Source organism: Desulfoplanes sp. PS50 (assembly GCF_053851535.1).
In genome coordinates this window covers 1-14,315 of the sequence record NZ_JBSPZA010000049.1, presented here as the reverse complement: position 1 = coordinate 14,315, position 14,315 = coordinate 1, and the positions used below count along the sequence as shown (strand labels likewise).

Here is a 14,315-nt window from a genome sequence, read left to right as displayed (position 1 = left end):
TTTTTTGTATTCTATTGCGTGGAAACAAGAGAAATACTAAAAAACAAGGATCTCTTCAAGTAAAAAATTAGTTATTTCAGGATGTTTGTTCTAATTTTGAAAGCAAAATAAACTCCGAAAGTCGAGTGATTCATTCTCAAGTTGTGGTATGGATGATTTTTCCTGCAGTATGGATGACTGTTCCTGCGGCATAGACGATTCTTTCGGTATCGATACTTCCATTGGTTGCGGCTTTGGAGATATCTAGTCTATTTGGCATTCCAGGGGAGCTGTTGCGCTCCCCTGGAATGCAGGTAATCCTTAATCTCAGATCCTACTCAGCCAGCACTCTCTGAACACTTGAGAGACTGCACCCCACCTGTTCGCTAATCTTGCGGTAGGAAATTCCAGATTCCCTCAACTGGAGAATCCTCGAGCGATCAAGACTTTTTTTCCGACCTCCCTTCCCATGGCTATACCTTCCAGCCGCCCGAGCCTTTTCTATTCCCTCTCGCTGGCGTTCTCGGATGACTGAACGCTCGAACTCCGCGAACGCGCCCATCATCTGGAGCATGAGTTTATTCATGGGGTTTGAGCCATTCACCCCAAAAATTAAGTTCTCCTTGTAAAAATGAATGCTGACTCCGCGCTGATTGAGATCGGAAACCATCTCCTGCAGGTCTTTCAAATTGCGGGCAAAGCGGTCGATGCTGTGAACGTGCAAAACATCCCCTTCCCGCAAGTATTCCAGGCATTCTCGTAACGCGGGCCTCTCCTTGTTTTTCCCGGAAGTTTTATCGATGAAGGATTTTTGAAACTTCACACCGCAGTCTGCCAACTGCCTCTCAATATTTTGGTCAACGCTTGAAACTCTGATGTATGCAACCTGGGCCAAGATCAAATCCCCTTTCTTTTGGTTTTGTTAAATTAATTGTACCCAAATGAACTCTAGGGGTAAAGACAAAACGTACCTACAATGCGAAATACTTCTGTTTTTTGGGTACATTATCCGTACCCATCGTTATACCCAAATCAAGTGTACTCGTTTTAGGCACATTGCAATCAAGGAAGGTTCACGATAGTCTGTTAAATAAAATTAACAAGCAAAACCTTATTCTACCTCCAACCTCTTCAACCAGGCATCATGAACCCCCATCAAAAAATTTCTGCCGACCATTCCTTTGCGCCTTTTCTCGGGCGAGCCGTGGTCGACTCGCAATCCAAAGCCTCAATTCCATTGGTTTTGAGCCATGCCCCCGCAGGATTTCCTTCTCCGGCTGACGACTATATTGAGAACACTCTGGATCTAAATGAGTACCTGATCGACAACCCGGTGGCCACATTCATGATGCGAGTTTCCGGCGACTCCATGATCGGGGCCGGGATCAACGACAAGGACGTGATAATTGTGGACCGGTCCAGGGAACCCGTGCCCGGCAAAATTGTGGTTGCTGTTCTGGATGGGGAACTGACCATCAAACGATTGGAAAAAAATCCAAAGGGATATATGCTGGTTCCGGAAAATCCCAACTACAAGCCCATTACGATCCGAAACGAACAGGAGCTGGTCATCTGGGGCGTGGTCACAGGCATTGTGAGGAGGTTCTGAAATGACTTCGTTCGCACCTCCTTTGACCAACGACTTCTTTGCCCTTGTCGACTGCAACAACTTCTATGTTTCCTGCGAACGGGTTTTTGATCCCAAACTCGTGGACAAGCCTGTGGTCGTTCTTTCCAACAATGACGGCTGCGTGATCGCCCGGTCCAACGAGGCCAAGGCACTGAACATCCCCATGGGCGGACCAGCCTTCAAATTCACAAAGTTCTTCAAGCAGAACAACGTCCGTGTGTTTTCGTCCAACTACAGTCTCTATGGGGACATGTCCTCCAGGGTCATGACCACCTTGGGCCGATTCTGTCCGGACATCGAGATATACTCCATCGATGAGTCCTTCCTGTTTTTCCGATCCGCAGACGCGGCACGACTTGTGAACATAGGCCGGGCCATCAGAAAAACAGTGCTCACCTGGACCGGGATTCCGGTTTCAGTGGGGTTCGCACGGACCAAAACATTGGCCAAAGTTGCCAACCGGCTGGCCAAGAAAGATCCGACCACAAAAGGGGTTTGCGTTCTGAACGCTCCCGACCAAATCCGTGACGGACTTTCCCGAACCGAAATCGGGGATATCTGGGGAATCGGCAGACGATACGAAAAATTGCTGCGGTCAAAACGCATCCGGACCGCATCCGATCTTGTTGCCATGCCGCATACATGGATTCAAAATCATCTCAAAATCACGGGCCTGCATACGGTTCTGGAACTCGGCCAGATTCCCTGCATCCCTTTGGAGCAGGCCCCACCGTCCCCCAAAAGTCTGGTCTGCTCCCGTTCTTTTGGAACCGGCCTCTCCGATATTGAAAGCCTCCAGGAGGCATTGACATCCTACGTCGTCCGGGCCGGGGAAAAACTGCGCCGGAAAGAACTCACGACCGGCTGCGTACACGTATTCCTGGCGACCAACCGATTCCGCCCGGAACCCCAATATGCCGAATCAGCATGCCTCACCCTCATGCCCGCCACATCCTATACCCCGATCATCCAGTCAAAGGCCCGGGCGATTCTGGAAAAAATTTACCGTCCCGGCTATACATTCCAAAAGGTCGGGGTCATGCTCACCGATCTTGCCACTCCTTCCAGTCGCCAGCGATCCTTCTTCGATCCCTCTCCCAACGAAAAATCCCGCCACCAATCCCTCATGTCCGTGATGGACTCCATCAACAACCATTACGGCAGCGCCACCGTCACCCCGGCTTCCGCTGGTCTTGGACACAAAAAATGGCATATGCGCCGGGAATTTCTCTCCAAGCGATACACCACATCATGGGGCGAGCTGGTTGAGGTAAGCTGAATCCCACCCGGGTTCAGATCGTTACTGGACTTCGATGATTACCAGTCGGATTCTCTTTGATCACTCTCGCTTGTAACCTGATCCTGAAACTTTCAAAATTCCAAGCCGACGAACCTTCCCCTCACTATCTATACCTTCAAAATTACCGCTCAATATGTTCGATTTTCTGTTTCCCCAATTTTCCCCTAAAAAAATTGTCATACAACTCTTTCAAAAGAGACGAACTAAGATGTTTTAAATATCAAGATGTTGATAATATTGTAATACAATTTCTTAAAGTTGACATGCAAAAATTCCACTTGAGACACTATCACGTCATTTTATGTATGACATAAATTCAATGTTCCGCTCATGTAATTTAAAAATCTTGGATTTTAACTTGAATTCAATAACAACATAGCGTAAATTAATAGCAATTTCATGATCTTCTTAGCATGGTTGCTGCCTACACAACGGCAAGAAGATTAATTTCGCTTGCTGCTCCCCTCAAAAAAAAAGATTCATCCGTCCGGCAAAAGCGTACTTTTCTTCAAGAACCCAGCTGGTTGCAGATAACCTTTGTGGAAGAAAAACTTCCGGCGCATACCGGATAGAACGTATACACGTACCCGGTAGCTCCCCTCCCGTAGTTCTGAGAGGGGCCAGGGGAGGGTTTCGAACAGGAAGAGAAAAAGGCCGTTACCACGCCCCGCCCCTCTCCTGTCCACCCCCGGAACGTCTGACATCTTTATCATCTCCATACAGACACCCTTCATCACGATAGCTGTATCGCTTCACCACAATCGCCTATGAATATTCTCGTCTCCTGGATCGGTAAAGCCGATCTCAATGCCTCTCAACATCTCCCGGAAACCGAATTGGGACCACTGGGACAGGCCGTCAAGGCGCGGCATTTCGATACGCTGTATCTCCTTTCAGACTATTCGTGGGAACTGGCCCAAAAATATCAGGATTGGCTGAAATCCCAATCAAGCGTACCGGTCAGTGTCACACATGTGGAACTCTCGAGCCCCACATGTTTTCGAGAGATTTACGAATCCGCTCGGAACCTGCTCAAAAATATTGTCAAAAACAACCCTGATGCCCGGCTCACCTTTCATCTCAGCCCGGGCACCCCCATCATGGCCACGGTATGGATTCTTCTGGGCAAAACCAGATTTCCGGCCGAGCTCATCCAGTCATCAGTGAAACACGGCGTCCAGACGGCTTCGGTTCCCATGGATATTGCCGCTGATTTCATCCCGGATCTTTTCCTGCCATCCGACAGCAAACTAGCCCAATTGTCTGCCGGTCATCCTCCCGTACAAGCTGGGTTCGGTGACATCATCCATCGAAGTGACGTCATGCAGCGGCTCATTCACAGAGCGGCAAAGGTTGCAAAGCGTTCCGTCCCCGTTCTGATCGAAGGCGAATCCGGAACGGGCAAGGAATTGCTGGCCAGAGCCATCCACAAGGCAAGCCTTCGCTCTAAAGGACCTTTTGTCACCATCAATTGCGGCGCCATTCCCGGAGAACTGCTGGAGTCGGAGCTGTTCGGGCACGAAAAAGGAGCATTTACCGGGGCTGTAACTGGTCAAAAGGGGTTCTTTGAAGAAGCGGACGGAGGTACACTGTTTCTCGATGAAGTTGGTGAACTGCCAGAGATGGCCCAGGTAAAGCTTTTGCGGGTTCTTCAGGAAGGCGAGGTTCAGTCGGTGGGATCACGCAAGGTCAAATCACTGGACGTGCGTATCGTTGCCGCGACAAACCGCTCCCTTGTCCAACAAACCATACACAACAAATTCAGATCCGACCTCTTCTATCGTCTGGCCGTTGCCGTGCTCAATATCCCGCCACTGCGGGAACGACACGGCGACTTGTCTCTTTTGATCGACACGCTCTGGGCAAAGATGAATGAAAACAGCAGGGAAGATCCATCATTCACACATAAGGAACTTTCCGCAGCGGCCAAAAACCGCCTCATAAGCCACCACTGGCCGGGCAATGTCCGTGAACTGTTGAATACCCTGCAGCGTCTGGTCATCTGGACCGAAGGAGAAAGGGTTGCTGGAGACGACGTCGAGGAATCGATCATTCTGCTCGAGAAAAAAACCTCCGACAACATCATGGGACGCTCTCTGAAAAAAGGGTTCTGCCTCCAGGACACCATGGGGGAAGTGGCCGGGCATTACATTGCAGAGGCCCTGAGAACAACGAAAGGCAACAAGACAAAGGCTGCCAACATGCTGGGATTGCCCAACTACCAGACCCTGAACAACTGGATCAAAAAGTACGGGGTCCGACAGGAAATTGAGAGCTGAGAACTCCTAAACAAATTCGATAACGGTTCAGAAGGACTCATTTTCTCGAAGCAATGAACATTCATAAGAAAACATCCCTGAACATAAAAAATTTTATGAATCACAGAGCAAACCCGCGCCCCAAGACAGATACTCTAAAACGAAATCATCCAAAGAAATACTTTTATCCCGATAGGTTGTACCAACGCTAAAGATTTCGAACATTCAATCATTCCGGTTGGCACAGCCAATGCTTATAAGGGAAATATCAGTTGCGATGCACCGGCACCAAAACCAAATTTTCCCTTCATGTCATATCACGAGGTAATCAGATGATCATCAAATCAATGCGCGTTTCCAATTTCAAAGGGATCAAGGACGAACTCGAGATCGAATTCAAACCCCTCAACCTGCTTTTCGGACCCAACAGTGCGGGGAAGAGTACGATCATACAGGCGTTGCATTACGCGAGAGAGATCATCGAGAGAAGCCATCCGAACCCACGATCAACAGCATTGGGTGGATCAGCGATTGATTTGGGTGAATTTGAAAATTTTATACATTTGCATGATACAGATCAGAAAATTGTCTTTGATTTTCTGTTAGATATAAAAGGGCAGTATATCGATGATTTTTATGATGACCAAGATGCAAGTGTGCTTATGGATATGAATCAAACTAAATATCCAAATATTATGAATTGGAGTCTCTTTTCAAAATATTCTCCAGATATATCGACTGCAAATATTAAATTTGAAATATCATATGATAATATTTTACAAAAGGTACGTGTTACGAAATATTCAGTTTACATAAACAACGAAATGATAGGAGCAATGATATCTCCTCTCGGTGAAAATAAGACATTTATCAATTTTATAAATTTTTTTCATGCTTCTTTATCAATGAAAAATTTTTATAACGATAACAATGAAGATATTGGTAATTTTTCATATGATGAAACGATAAATGCATTTAGTAATATTACAGAAGAAATAACTCATCTTGAAAAAACTAAAGATGCAAAAATAAAAATTGTCGAATATTGCGAAAACATAAAAAAATTCGATGATTTTACTAATAAATTATTTAAGAAAAACAGTAAAGACACAATAGATAATGAAGAGGATAAAATTATTATCCGAGAAAAATTTAGAGAAATAAACGAAAAAAGCAATAAATCTTATAAGATGCTGATGGAATATGAGTTCTGGATTTATTTTAAAAGTTTTTTTGAAATTGAAGAACTCAACTCTGATTTACACATCGAATGTAGTCCTTGCAATGACTCTCTTCCAAAGTGGGATGGATTACTGGAATTCGAGGGGTTTTATACCAAGGGTGATCCTAAAAATATTGATTTATGGTTCTCAGCTGAATGCAGTATGAAATCTGTTTTGCGACAAATCTTTGTAGGTTTTGGGCAATTGTTGCGTACTGGCATTAATCAAATCACCTATATCGGACCCATTCGCAATAGAATCCCGCGAAATTATCAGTCTGACAGCTACATTGATCCGACAAAATGGTTTGACGGATCGGCTGCGTGGGACACATTGGCCAACTGTGATCAAGAATTTCTCGATCAAGTCAATCACTGGATGTTGGATCGGCTCAAAACAGGATATGTCTTTCAAAAAAAAGAAAATTCGGAAATCTATATAATCAACACCCAAAATAATGCAGAACTCCGCCCTATCGATGTTGGTGTCGGAATCTCGCAAATCTTACCCGTTGTCGTTGCAGCATTGCAAACCAAAAATGGTTTTCTGGCCATTGAACAACCGGAACTCCACATCCATCCGGCCCTTCAGGTCGAACTCGGGGATCTCTTTTTGTCCTGTGCGCAAAACAGCAAGGTATGCCTGCTCATTGAAACCCACAGTGAGCATCTCCTGCTCAGAATAATGCGAAGGATCAGAGAAACTTTCGAAAGATCTGAGCAATCCAATATGCGACATTTTACAAAAGGAACAGATTCCACACCAGATCAGGTTGGTGTTTTCTATGTTGAGATTGATCGAGGCAAGACCGTCGCCAGAGAAATGCCACTGAATGTGAGAGGTGAATTGGTCAAGTCGTGGCCGGGAGGTTTTTTCGAAGAAGATCTGGAAGAGGTGCTATGATGTCATTGTTGAATGAGTATACTTTTACACCTGATATTTTTGATACAAAATCATACATAAATGAAACAGAGTGTGATCTCAGCATCAAATCATTGATAAGTATATTTAGAAACGACGGCATTGCGCGAAATCTTAGAGGTGAATTGTTAAAAAATTTCGTAAAAGATAGAAAAAGAGAATGGCACAGACGTGGTATGGAATGTTTGAAAAAAATCAAAAACAACAGATATAGGGATTACCATTCAGTACTTGAATACCAACCGAACAATGATCTCGATTGGCACAAAGAAGCTGTAGCATCTTGCAGAGAAAAAAGCCTAAATGGTATTTTTGTCAGTCCAAAATTATTCAATAAAATTGATATAAATGAGTACACATGCTGCATCAATGGAATAATTTCTGATAAATGGGATAAAAAAAGGTCAAATACGATACGAATTGAACGAACAACGTGTTCGTATCTAGATAATCTTGATCTTGTATTGAGGTTATCCAATTCAATGATGATTATTGATCCCTATATTGATCCTAGGGAACCAAGATATTCATCTATGAAAGAGATCATTAAGTCTATTGAAAATACAAACAAAAACTCAGATTTTGCATTGGAAATTCATAGAAAGTACCAGATAGGATCAGGAAAAAAAGCTCAACGTATAGAAATTGATGAATGGAAAGAAATTTTCCTAAAGAAATTTGGAGAAACTAATTTGAATATAAAAGTATTTATTTGGGATGATTTTCATGATCGATATATCATATCCGATTTGATTGGTATTGTATGCTCAAATAGTTTTGATACAACTACCGATAGTCATAATATGACCACTTGGGCAAGGCTTGATCGAAATACGAAAGACGATGTTGAACGTGAATTTAATCCACACTATAAAAGACGCAGGTTGATTGGTAAATTTCAATTTTTCAATGGTGAAGTTTCGGATTAGCTTTGCACTAAAACCGCATATTCAAGGCTAAAAAAGCAACAAGGAGATCGCCAATGCGGCAGTACAAGCAACAGCCCGATCCTGTCGATTCCGCTATATTCGGGAACAAAAATGTTTTGATTACCGAAATGAGATACCACAAAATATTCTCCTGCATCATCAACATTCTGAATATTAATTACTCCAAAAAATTATTTTTTATAGTTTTTTGTCTATGTTTGCATGGGTGTGCATCAACAAAGATTTATACGATTCCAGAAATAAAAAATTCAACAATAAACAAAAATTTTTACATATCTGGCATTTTAAAAGGTTTTAAAGGGAACAGAGATTATGTACCAGACACGATAAAAGAAAATGACGAAACCGAAAATATATTCATCTGCTACAAATATGTTGTTCTTTATCAAAAGGATAATATGCACCAAGCGATACCACTTTTCAACCCTCTAACAATTATTGGCGTCCCTATAGGTAAAAATTCATTAATCGTTGAGGCAAAATTATCAATATCCAACAAAACAAAAATACCAATAGAATACGTTGCTACATGCCATTTAAAAAAAGACCGAAACATTTTCCATGAAGGCGAAACGTATTCCGAGATGAGAAAAAAGGGCTTGTTAGCAGTAAAGAAAAATATTGAATATCAGATGAATAGGGACAAACAAAAGTTATTAGATTTTCTCGAATAAACTTATCCATTCTAGGAGGATAGCAAAATGTGCTTTAGAAGTCAGATCCAAATTCGATTCACTACAATTTGTCTGTTAGCATTTCTTTTAACCGGATGTGCTTCTTTAGGACCCAAATTCACCCCTGTTGAAGAGGTTAAAGAAGACAAAGGTCTTATATACATATACAGGCCAAATAATTTTTGTGGAGCAGGAGTACCGTACGACGTAAAAGTTGGAGAAAATCCCATCACGACACTTTATAACGGTGGCTATTTTCCGTATTTTTCGAACCCTGGAGAAGTTGAATTTTGGGCAAAAACAGAATCAAAAAGCGCTGTAACTCTTGATGTTAACAATGGAGAAACTTATTATATAAAGGGTACTGTAGGTGTCGGCTTCTTTGTTGGCCGTCCTCACTTAATTGTAGTTGATCCCAATATTGCAGAAGAAGAAATTTCAAAATGCAAACTCATCCCTCCGTTAGAAGATGCAGATGCAAAAAGTACAAATTAGCGATTTTTTAATATTCTGTATAAATAGTTTCATGTAGTTAAAATATAATTTAATTTTTCAAAATTCGGACTTTCTGAAGGTATACCTGATCGGCCTGGCAAAATTTGTAAAAAATTAAAACGGCATGCGATGCTTGGCGTAACAAATTGGCCGGTTGATTCTTTTCGGCAAGTTTTCCCATAAAGGGCTCCAAACTTTCCCGGTCCCATACGTCATGCGGGTACTTATGACAAAAATCCAAGTATACCGCAGCCACTTGCGATAAAATGGCCTTGCCCCCCCTCGGGGATGGATTCATTAGCCAAGGATTTTTCAAAACGTCCTTGGATATCGTCAGGCATCCTGATCATAGTCGTTGAACGCTAAAAAGATTATTATAACATGCCTAATTCGGAATTGTCAGGTTAGAAAATCTGCCACAATGGACCAATACAAGTGCCAAGAGTAGGTTTTTTTGGGATTTATCAGGAAACCATATAATAACTTATTGGGCGTGACGATAGGGGCTATCACAAACAGCAAGTTGTTTTCAGTTTCATTTTGAATGGGTGAGGTCGTCATGAAATATCTTTGGATTATGCTGCTTATCATAAGTGGGTGCGCCCCGATGCAAAACTTGAGTGTTGCTGATGTACGAAACGATTCGCATTTGCGCCACTCAGGAGTGATTCAAATGTCGATTGAAAAGGCCGCTGAATGTGCCGAAACGACGAACTATGTCTGCGGTCCTGGGGGCAGCGCAATGATCGTAAAAAATCCGGACGGTAGCGGGAAATTTTCAATGTTCATCTATTCAATGGGTTGGACGCAATCGAATCCTTACGTAATCATCGACTTCGATATCGGTGAAAACGAGACTACCAAATATAAAGGCTATACTGCCATGGTGACTTGGAGTAGTTCTGTGCTAGCACAGATCAGGCGCATCAAGGCATGCGGCGACTGCAACAAGTTGAAATAGGGCCAGCGACACTGCTTGAAGACAAAAGGGACGCTGGTAAGAAAATAGGTTGATATCATTAAGAGGTAACGGGTTCAGGCCTTGACATGTGAGACAGGCTGCCCAACATATCGTTTCACCAGATTCGCTTCGCTCTCCGGTGAACTTGTCGTTAGGAGTTCCAATATGTGTGCCATATCAAAGACTAAAAGGAGAAAGAAATGAAAAGGGAATTATGGTCCGCGGCTATTCTGCTTATGCTTTCAATAGGCATTTCAGCGTGTGCGCCGGTTGATGCCGTAACCAAACGAAATACATCTGGTCAACCGCCAGCCTATGTCGACGGATATTCTGCTGGCTGCGGCTCAGGCTACGTGGCAGCAGGCCACCCATATGCCAAGGCTGAGAAAGACGTATCAAGATACCTTTCAGACCCTGTTTATAATACCGGTTGGAACGATGGGTTTGCCACCTGTAAGGGGCAATATGAGAGCATCGGCAATTCTCTCAGTCGCTAGCATTTCACAAGAAATGTGAAGGTCCCTTACCTGAAAGTCGCCGCAGATGGGACGGTAGTGCCATGTTTTCGAGTTTCTTGTGCCTGATTCCTAACACTGAGATCCAAGAGACGCTGCGCGATGAATCGGCACAGCGTCTCTGAGCTTGGGCGCTAGGGATTGAATAATAATGACAGACAGAAACGAAATACCGATTTGGAGTGCAGAAAAGCCTTGGACAAAGGAACAGATAGTTTCGTCTATGTTCCAAGATTTGGTTAAGACGCTGCAGACAATAGAGTCACTCCCTGGGGCAGAAGTCTTCTCGGAATTGGAGTCGCTTCATTTATCACTGCGTATATTTCTGGACGCCAATTACGATTTGTTTTCGTCCATTAATCACTTCAAGAGTGCATCAGAGAATCCCGAATTCTGGAATAGACCGAGGCGAATCGACTTCGAACGGCTGGAGATTCGAATTCAGCGAGGTATATTCTCAGCGACTATGGCCGCAATGGCGCTGGTCGATCACACCAGAATAGCCTCAGACCGTTTTCTGGTCGAACATTACCAGGAAAGAATAAACGAGAGCTTTGCTGAAAACCCTCTTCATAAGTTTATCCAGGATCTCAGGAATTTCACGACACACGTGCGAATAGCGAAAAGCAACTGGGTAACCAAATGGGACAAAGAAGGTAGAAGCGTTTTCTTTCTGTTCAGCATTGAAGACTTAAATAAATGGGACCGTTGGAACGCCCTGTCCAGGAAATACATTGACTCAAATCACGAAGGAATAAATGTCGAGCAGCTTTTCAACGATTATTCGACGAAAGTAAAATCCTTCCATGATTGGTTCCGCAGCCAAGCTTGGGAAATGAATTCAGACGATTTGGAAGAATACTTAACCTGCAAAAGAATGTACAACGCCGTAAACACACAAAGCATGTGGAATCGTCTTTTGACTCAATTGTTTCCCCAGAAAAAGATAGATCCATACATGTATCTGGATAGATACTTGTCAAACGACGAAATTGAAGAAATTCTTTCGCTTCCGTTCCGATCTAGATTGCAGGTTGATCGGATCATTCAACATGTTGATGAATACGGGTGCTGTGATGAGGAACTGAGGAGTGCAACGTACAGGCTCTTTGGGGTAAATCCCTAACCATGGGGTCAAGCAGACCGCCAACATTATGGCGATTTTTGTTGGCCACTTCTCCGCACCAAGTCAGGAGCAACGAGAACGGTGGCTGCCTCGCAATGTTGGCGGCAGCTTACCCCTGTTGTTAGGCTGAAAAACAGTGCCGACGTAAACGATTTACATTTTTACTCGGAGGTTGAAATATGAATGGATCAATTAATACGCCGCCCCACGTTAAACTTTCCCAAAATAAAGCAGAGTGGGATGCAAAACAAAAAGCAAAACAAAAGGCACAAGCTGAAAATACACAATATGTAATAGTAACTGAAATTGATATACCATTCTCAAAACTGGTTGGATTTTTGGTAAAATTAGCAATTGCTGCTGTCCCTGCTGGCATTATTGTTTTCATTTTCTGGAGCATATTGGCTGGGTTGTTGGTAAATTTAATGCGGTAATAAAAGAAACAAAAAACCAACAGTGATACAATAAGGGGACATTGCTTCTTCTGAGACAGATTGACACTTCATTGGTTTACGGGATCGCAGAGTCAGCTAAAAAAAAGCTATAGACATCCATTTACTAACGGGGTCGGACCTAGTTAACCAGCCAATATTTTGAAATAAACGCCGCAAACAAGGCCCATTTCAGGCATTAAAACCATGTTTTTACCCCCCAAAACATCAATCTAAGCAGCACGAGAAACAACAAACCTGCCCTGCTTCTCACGTCAATTTCTATGTAGCCTTGCGGAGGAATCATGTCTGACGATTACGACATCACCCCTTGTCCTGCCAATTACAGCATTGACCGCGTTGCTGATCGGGTCATGGATGAACTTTTGGGAATATGTCGAGGAGTGTTGGCAGACGGGGACGTCAACCAGGACGAGGCCAAATTTCTGCTGGAATGGCTTGGAAAAAACCGGATGGCCTCGGATAATGTTCTCATGCCCGCCCTGTATTCTCGGCTCAAGGATATCTTTCAGGACGGAGTCATGGACGATGATGAGCGCCGGGATCTCCTCTCCTTTCTCAAACATTCCACAGGCAACAACTCCGTCCTTGAAAATATGACCGCCATGCCATCATCCCTTCCTCTGAATGACCCCCAGCCTGAAGTCGTTTTCCAAAATCACATCTTCTGCTTCACCGGCAACTTCGCCCTTGGTCCTCGCAAGGCATGCGGGCGGGAAGTGGTTTCCAGGGGCGGTATTTTCAAAAACACCATCAGCAAACAGCTCGACTACCTCGTCATCGGCTCCATCGGAAGCAGCAGCTGGATTCACTCAACCCACGGCAGAAAAATAGAAAAGGCCATTGCCTACAGAGAAGAAACCGGTCTGGCCATCATCTCTGAGGATCATTGGGCATGTGCTATTTGTTAACGTAAAAATTCCAAGGAGTAATAGGAAGAGGAAAAAAATCAAATGATTAGAAAATCGAGATTCGTCTTGAGATGTATTTTTTTGACAATTATTATAAACCTATTAACAAGTAATGTTTTTTGTGCAAATACAAGTGGTATTATTGATACGAATACAATATGGACATTGTCAAATTCACCTTATTTGATAACAAGTGATATTCAAGTTGCTTATGGTGTAAGTCTTACTATTGAGCCTGGAGTTATTGTTATTGGAGAAAATCATTGTCTAAAAATTTTCGGCAATTTAAATGCCATAGGTTCAGAATCATCGAGAATAGTATTTAATAATGTAAATATAGTTCCTGGAAATTCTGTTAGTTCAGAATTGTTTTTGATTAATATTCAATATTCTGAAATTAATTCAGGAAGTATTTATCGTGGAAGTGGTGCAATTTATGGAAGTTTAATGCTGAAAGATTCAAAACTAAAGGACATATCTTATAGTTATTTATGGTACCCAAAATCTGATTGTTATATCGAAAGAAATTTTTTCCAAAATTGTGGCGGATTAAGTGTAGGAACCAGTGACGACGTTAAGGTCTACATAAGGAATAACGTTTTCTATGAGCCTACGACTGATTATGCCATAAAAAATTGGGCAAGTTATGGAAGTTCCGAAACTGTTGTAGAGCACAACAGCTTTTTAAGTTCAAATAGTGTTGTTCTTAGCCTTCCATCCGGATACGGCTCAACAAGAATGACAGCTATAAATAATTATTGGGGTACAACCAATGAGGACATTATTAATTCAATGACTCGACTTTCGGGGTTAGCGATTAGTCGTTAATAGTTTGTTTTTATTGACAAGAAGTCCTTTTTCACCAACGAAACTATCCATATTTTTTTGGACTAGTTCCAAAATGCTTCCAAGGACATTTG

Annotated in this window: 13 protein-coding genes; 12 read left to right on the top strand and 1 reads right to left on the bottom strand. The window is 42.9% G+C overall.

What is annotated here, in order from left to right; translation table 11 throughout:
• Window positions 1-313: 313 nt before the first annotated feature.
• Complete coding sequence (locus tag ACTVJH_RS14945; protein WP_455992434.1) at window positions 314-874, bottom strand: recombinase family protein; 561 nt, start codon at window positions 872-874, stop codon at window positions 314-316.
• A gap of 249 nt (window positions 875-1,123) precedes the next feature.
• Between ACTVJH_RS14945 and ACTVJH_RS14940 the strand changes: the two genes are divergently transcribed.
• The 12 genes from ACTVJH_RS14940 to ACTVJH_RS14885 all read left to right on the top strand — a co-directional run bounded on the left by ACTVJH_RS14940 (window position 1,124) and on the right by ACTVJH_RS14885 (window position 14,223).
• Window positions 1,124-1,588 (top strand): LexA family protein, encoded by a 465-nt coding sequence (locus ACTVJH_RS14940; RefSeq protein ID WP_455992432.1) that lies wholly within the window; start codon window positions 1,124-1,126, stop codon window positions 1,586-1,588.
• 1 nt (window position 1,589) lies between these two features.
• Window positions 1,590-2,888 carry a Y-family DNA polymerase gene (locus ACTVJH_RS14935; protein ID WP_455992429.1) on the top strand — a complete coding sequence of 433 codons (1,299 nt, stop codon included), beginning with the start codon at window positions 1,590-1,592 and terminating at the stop codon, window positions 2,886-2,888.
• A 788-nt stretch (window positions 2,889-3,676) separates the two neighbouring features.
• Complete coding sequence (locus ACTVJH_RS14930) at window positions 3,677-5,188, top strand: sigma-54 interaction domain-containing protein (protein ID WP_455992427.1); 1,512 nt, start codon at window positions 3,677-3,679, stop codon at window positions 5,186-5,188.
• Window positions 5,189-5,499: 311 nt separating this feature from the next.
• Entirely contained in the window at window positions 5,500-7,293 is a 1,794-nt protein-coding gene (locus tag ACTVJH_RS14925) for an AAA family ATPase (RefSeq protein ID WP_455992425.1), read from the top strand.
• Window positions 7,290-8,240: a hypothetical protein gene (locus tag ACTVJH_RS14920; protein ID WP_455992422.1), complete on the top strand. Its 951-nt coding sequence runs from the start codon at window positions 7,290-7,292 to the stop codon at window positions 8,238-8,240. The genes ACTVJH_RS14925 and ACTVJH_RS14920 overlap by 4 nt, the downstream gene beginning before the upstream one ends.
• A gap of 53 nt (window positions 8,241-8,293) precedes the next feature.
• On the top strand, window positions 8,294-8,935 hold the full coding sequence (locus tag ACTVJH_RS14915; RefSeq protein WP_455992419.1) for a hypothetical protein: 642 nt from the start codon (window positions 8,294-8,296) through the stop codon (window positions 8,933-8,935).
• A 27-nt stretch (window positions 8,936-8,962) separates the two neighbouring features.
• Complete coding sequence (locus ACTVJH_RS14910; RefSeq protein WP_455992416.1) at window positions 8,963-9,430, top strand: DUF2846 domain-containing protein; 468 nt, start codon at window positions 8,963-8,965, stop codon at window positions 9,428-9,430.
• Window positions 9,431-9,989: 559 nt separating this feature from the next.
• Window positions 9,990-10,391 carry a hypothetical protein gene (locus ACTVJH_RS14905; protein ID WP_455992414.1) on the top strand — a complete coding sequence of 134 codons (402 nt, stop codon included), beginning with the start codon at window positions 9,990-9,992 and terminating at the stop codon, window positions 10,389-10,391.
• Window positions 10,392-11,057: 666 nt separating this feature from the next.
• Window positions 11,058-12,032: a hypothetical protein gene (locus ACTVJH_RS14900; RefSeq protein ID WP_455992411.1), complete on the top strand. Its 975-nt coding sequence runs from the start codon at window positions 11,058-11,060 to the stop codon at window positions 12,030-12,032.
• A gap of 179 nt (window positions 12,033-12,211) precedes the next feature.
• Window positions 12,212-12,466 carry a hypothetical protein gene (locus ACTVJH_RS14895; protein ID WP_455992409.1) on the top strand — a complete coding sequence of 85 codons (255 nt, stop codon included), beginning with the start codon at window positions 12,212-12,214 and terminating at the stop codon, window positions 12,464-12,466.
• A gap of 302 nt (window positions 12,467-12,768) precedes the next feature.
• A complete protein-coding gene (locus ACTVJH_RS14890) occupies window positions 12,769-13,395 on the top strand; it encodes a BRCT domain-containing protein (protein WP_455992406.1) in 627 nt (208 codons plus the stop codon).
• Window positions 13,396-13,437: 42 nt separating this feature from the next.
• Window positions 13,438-14,223 carry a hypothetical protein gene (locus ACTVJH_RS14885; protein ID WP_455992404.1) on the top strand — a complete coding sequence of 262 codons (786 nt, stop codon included), beginning with the start codon at window positions 13,438-13,440 and terminating at the stop codon, window positions 14,221-14,223.
• The last annotated feature ends 92 nt before the right edge of the window (window positions 14,224-14,315 follow it).

Excerpts from the sequence above, each read along its gene's own strand:
- ACTVJH_RS14940 (WP_455992432.1), top strand. The coding sequence starts at position 1,124 with ATGAACCCCCATCAAAAAATTTCTGCCGACCATTCCTTTGCGCCTTTT.
- ACTVJH_RS14935 (WP_455992429.1), top strand. The coding sequence starts at position 1,590 with ATGACTTCGTTCGCACCTCCTTTGACCAACGACTTCTTTGCCCTTGTC.
- ACTVJH_RS14930 (WP_455992427.1), top strand. The coding sequence starts at position 3,677 with ATGAATATTCTCGTCTCCTGGATCGGTAAAGCCGATCTCAATGCCTCT.
- ACTVJH_RS14925 (WP_455992425.1), top strand. The coding sequence starts at position 5,500 with ATGATCATCAAATCAATGCGCGTTTCCAATTTCAAAGGGATCAAGGAC.
- ACTVJH_RS14920 (WP_455992422.1), top strand. The coding sequence starts at position 7,290 with ATGATGTCATTGTTGAATGAGTATACTTTTACACCTGATATTTTTGAT.
- ACTVJH_RS14915 (WP_455992419.1), top strand. The coding sequence starts at position 8,294 with ATGCGGCAGTACAAGCAACAGCCCGATCCTGTCGATTCCGCTATATTC.
- ACTVJH_RS14910 (WP_455992416.1), top strand. The coding sequence starts at position 8,963 with ATGTGCTTTAGAAGTCAGATCCAAATTCGATTCACTACAATTTGTCTG.
- ACTVJH_RS14905 (WP_455992414.1), top strand. The coding sequence starts at position 9,990 with ATGAAATATCTTTGGATTATGCTGCTTATCATAAGTGGGTGCGCCCCG.
- ACTVJH_RS14900 (WP_455992411.1), top strand. The coding sequence starts at position 11,058 with ATGACAGACAGAAACGAAATACCGATTTGGAGTGCAGAAAAGCCTTGG.
- ACTVJH_RS14895 (WP_455992409.1), top strand. The coding sequence starts at position 12,212 with ATGAATGGATCAATTAATACGCCGCCCCACGTTAAACTTTCCCAAAAT.
- ACTVJH_RS14890 (WP_455992406.1), top strand. The coding sequence starts at position 12,769 with ATGTCTGACGATTACGACATCACCCCTTGTCCTGCCAATTACAGCATT.
- ACTVJH_RS14885 (WP_455992404.1), top strand. The coding sequence starts at position 13,438 with ATGATTAGAAAATCGAGATTCGTCTTGAGATGTATTTTTTTGACAATT.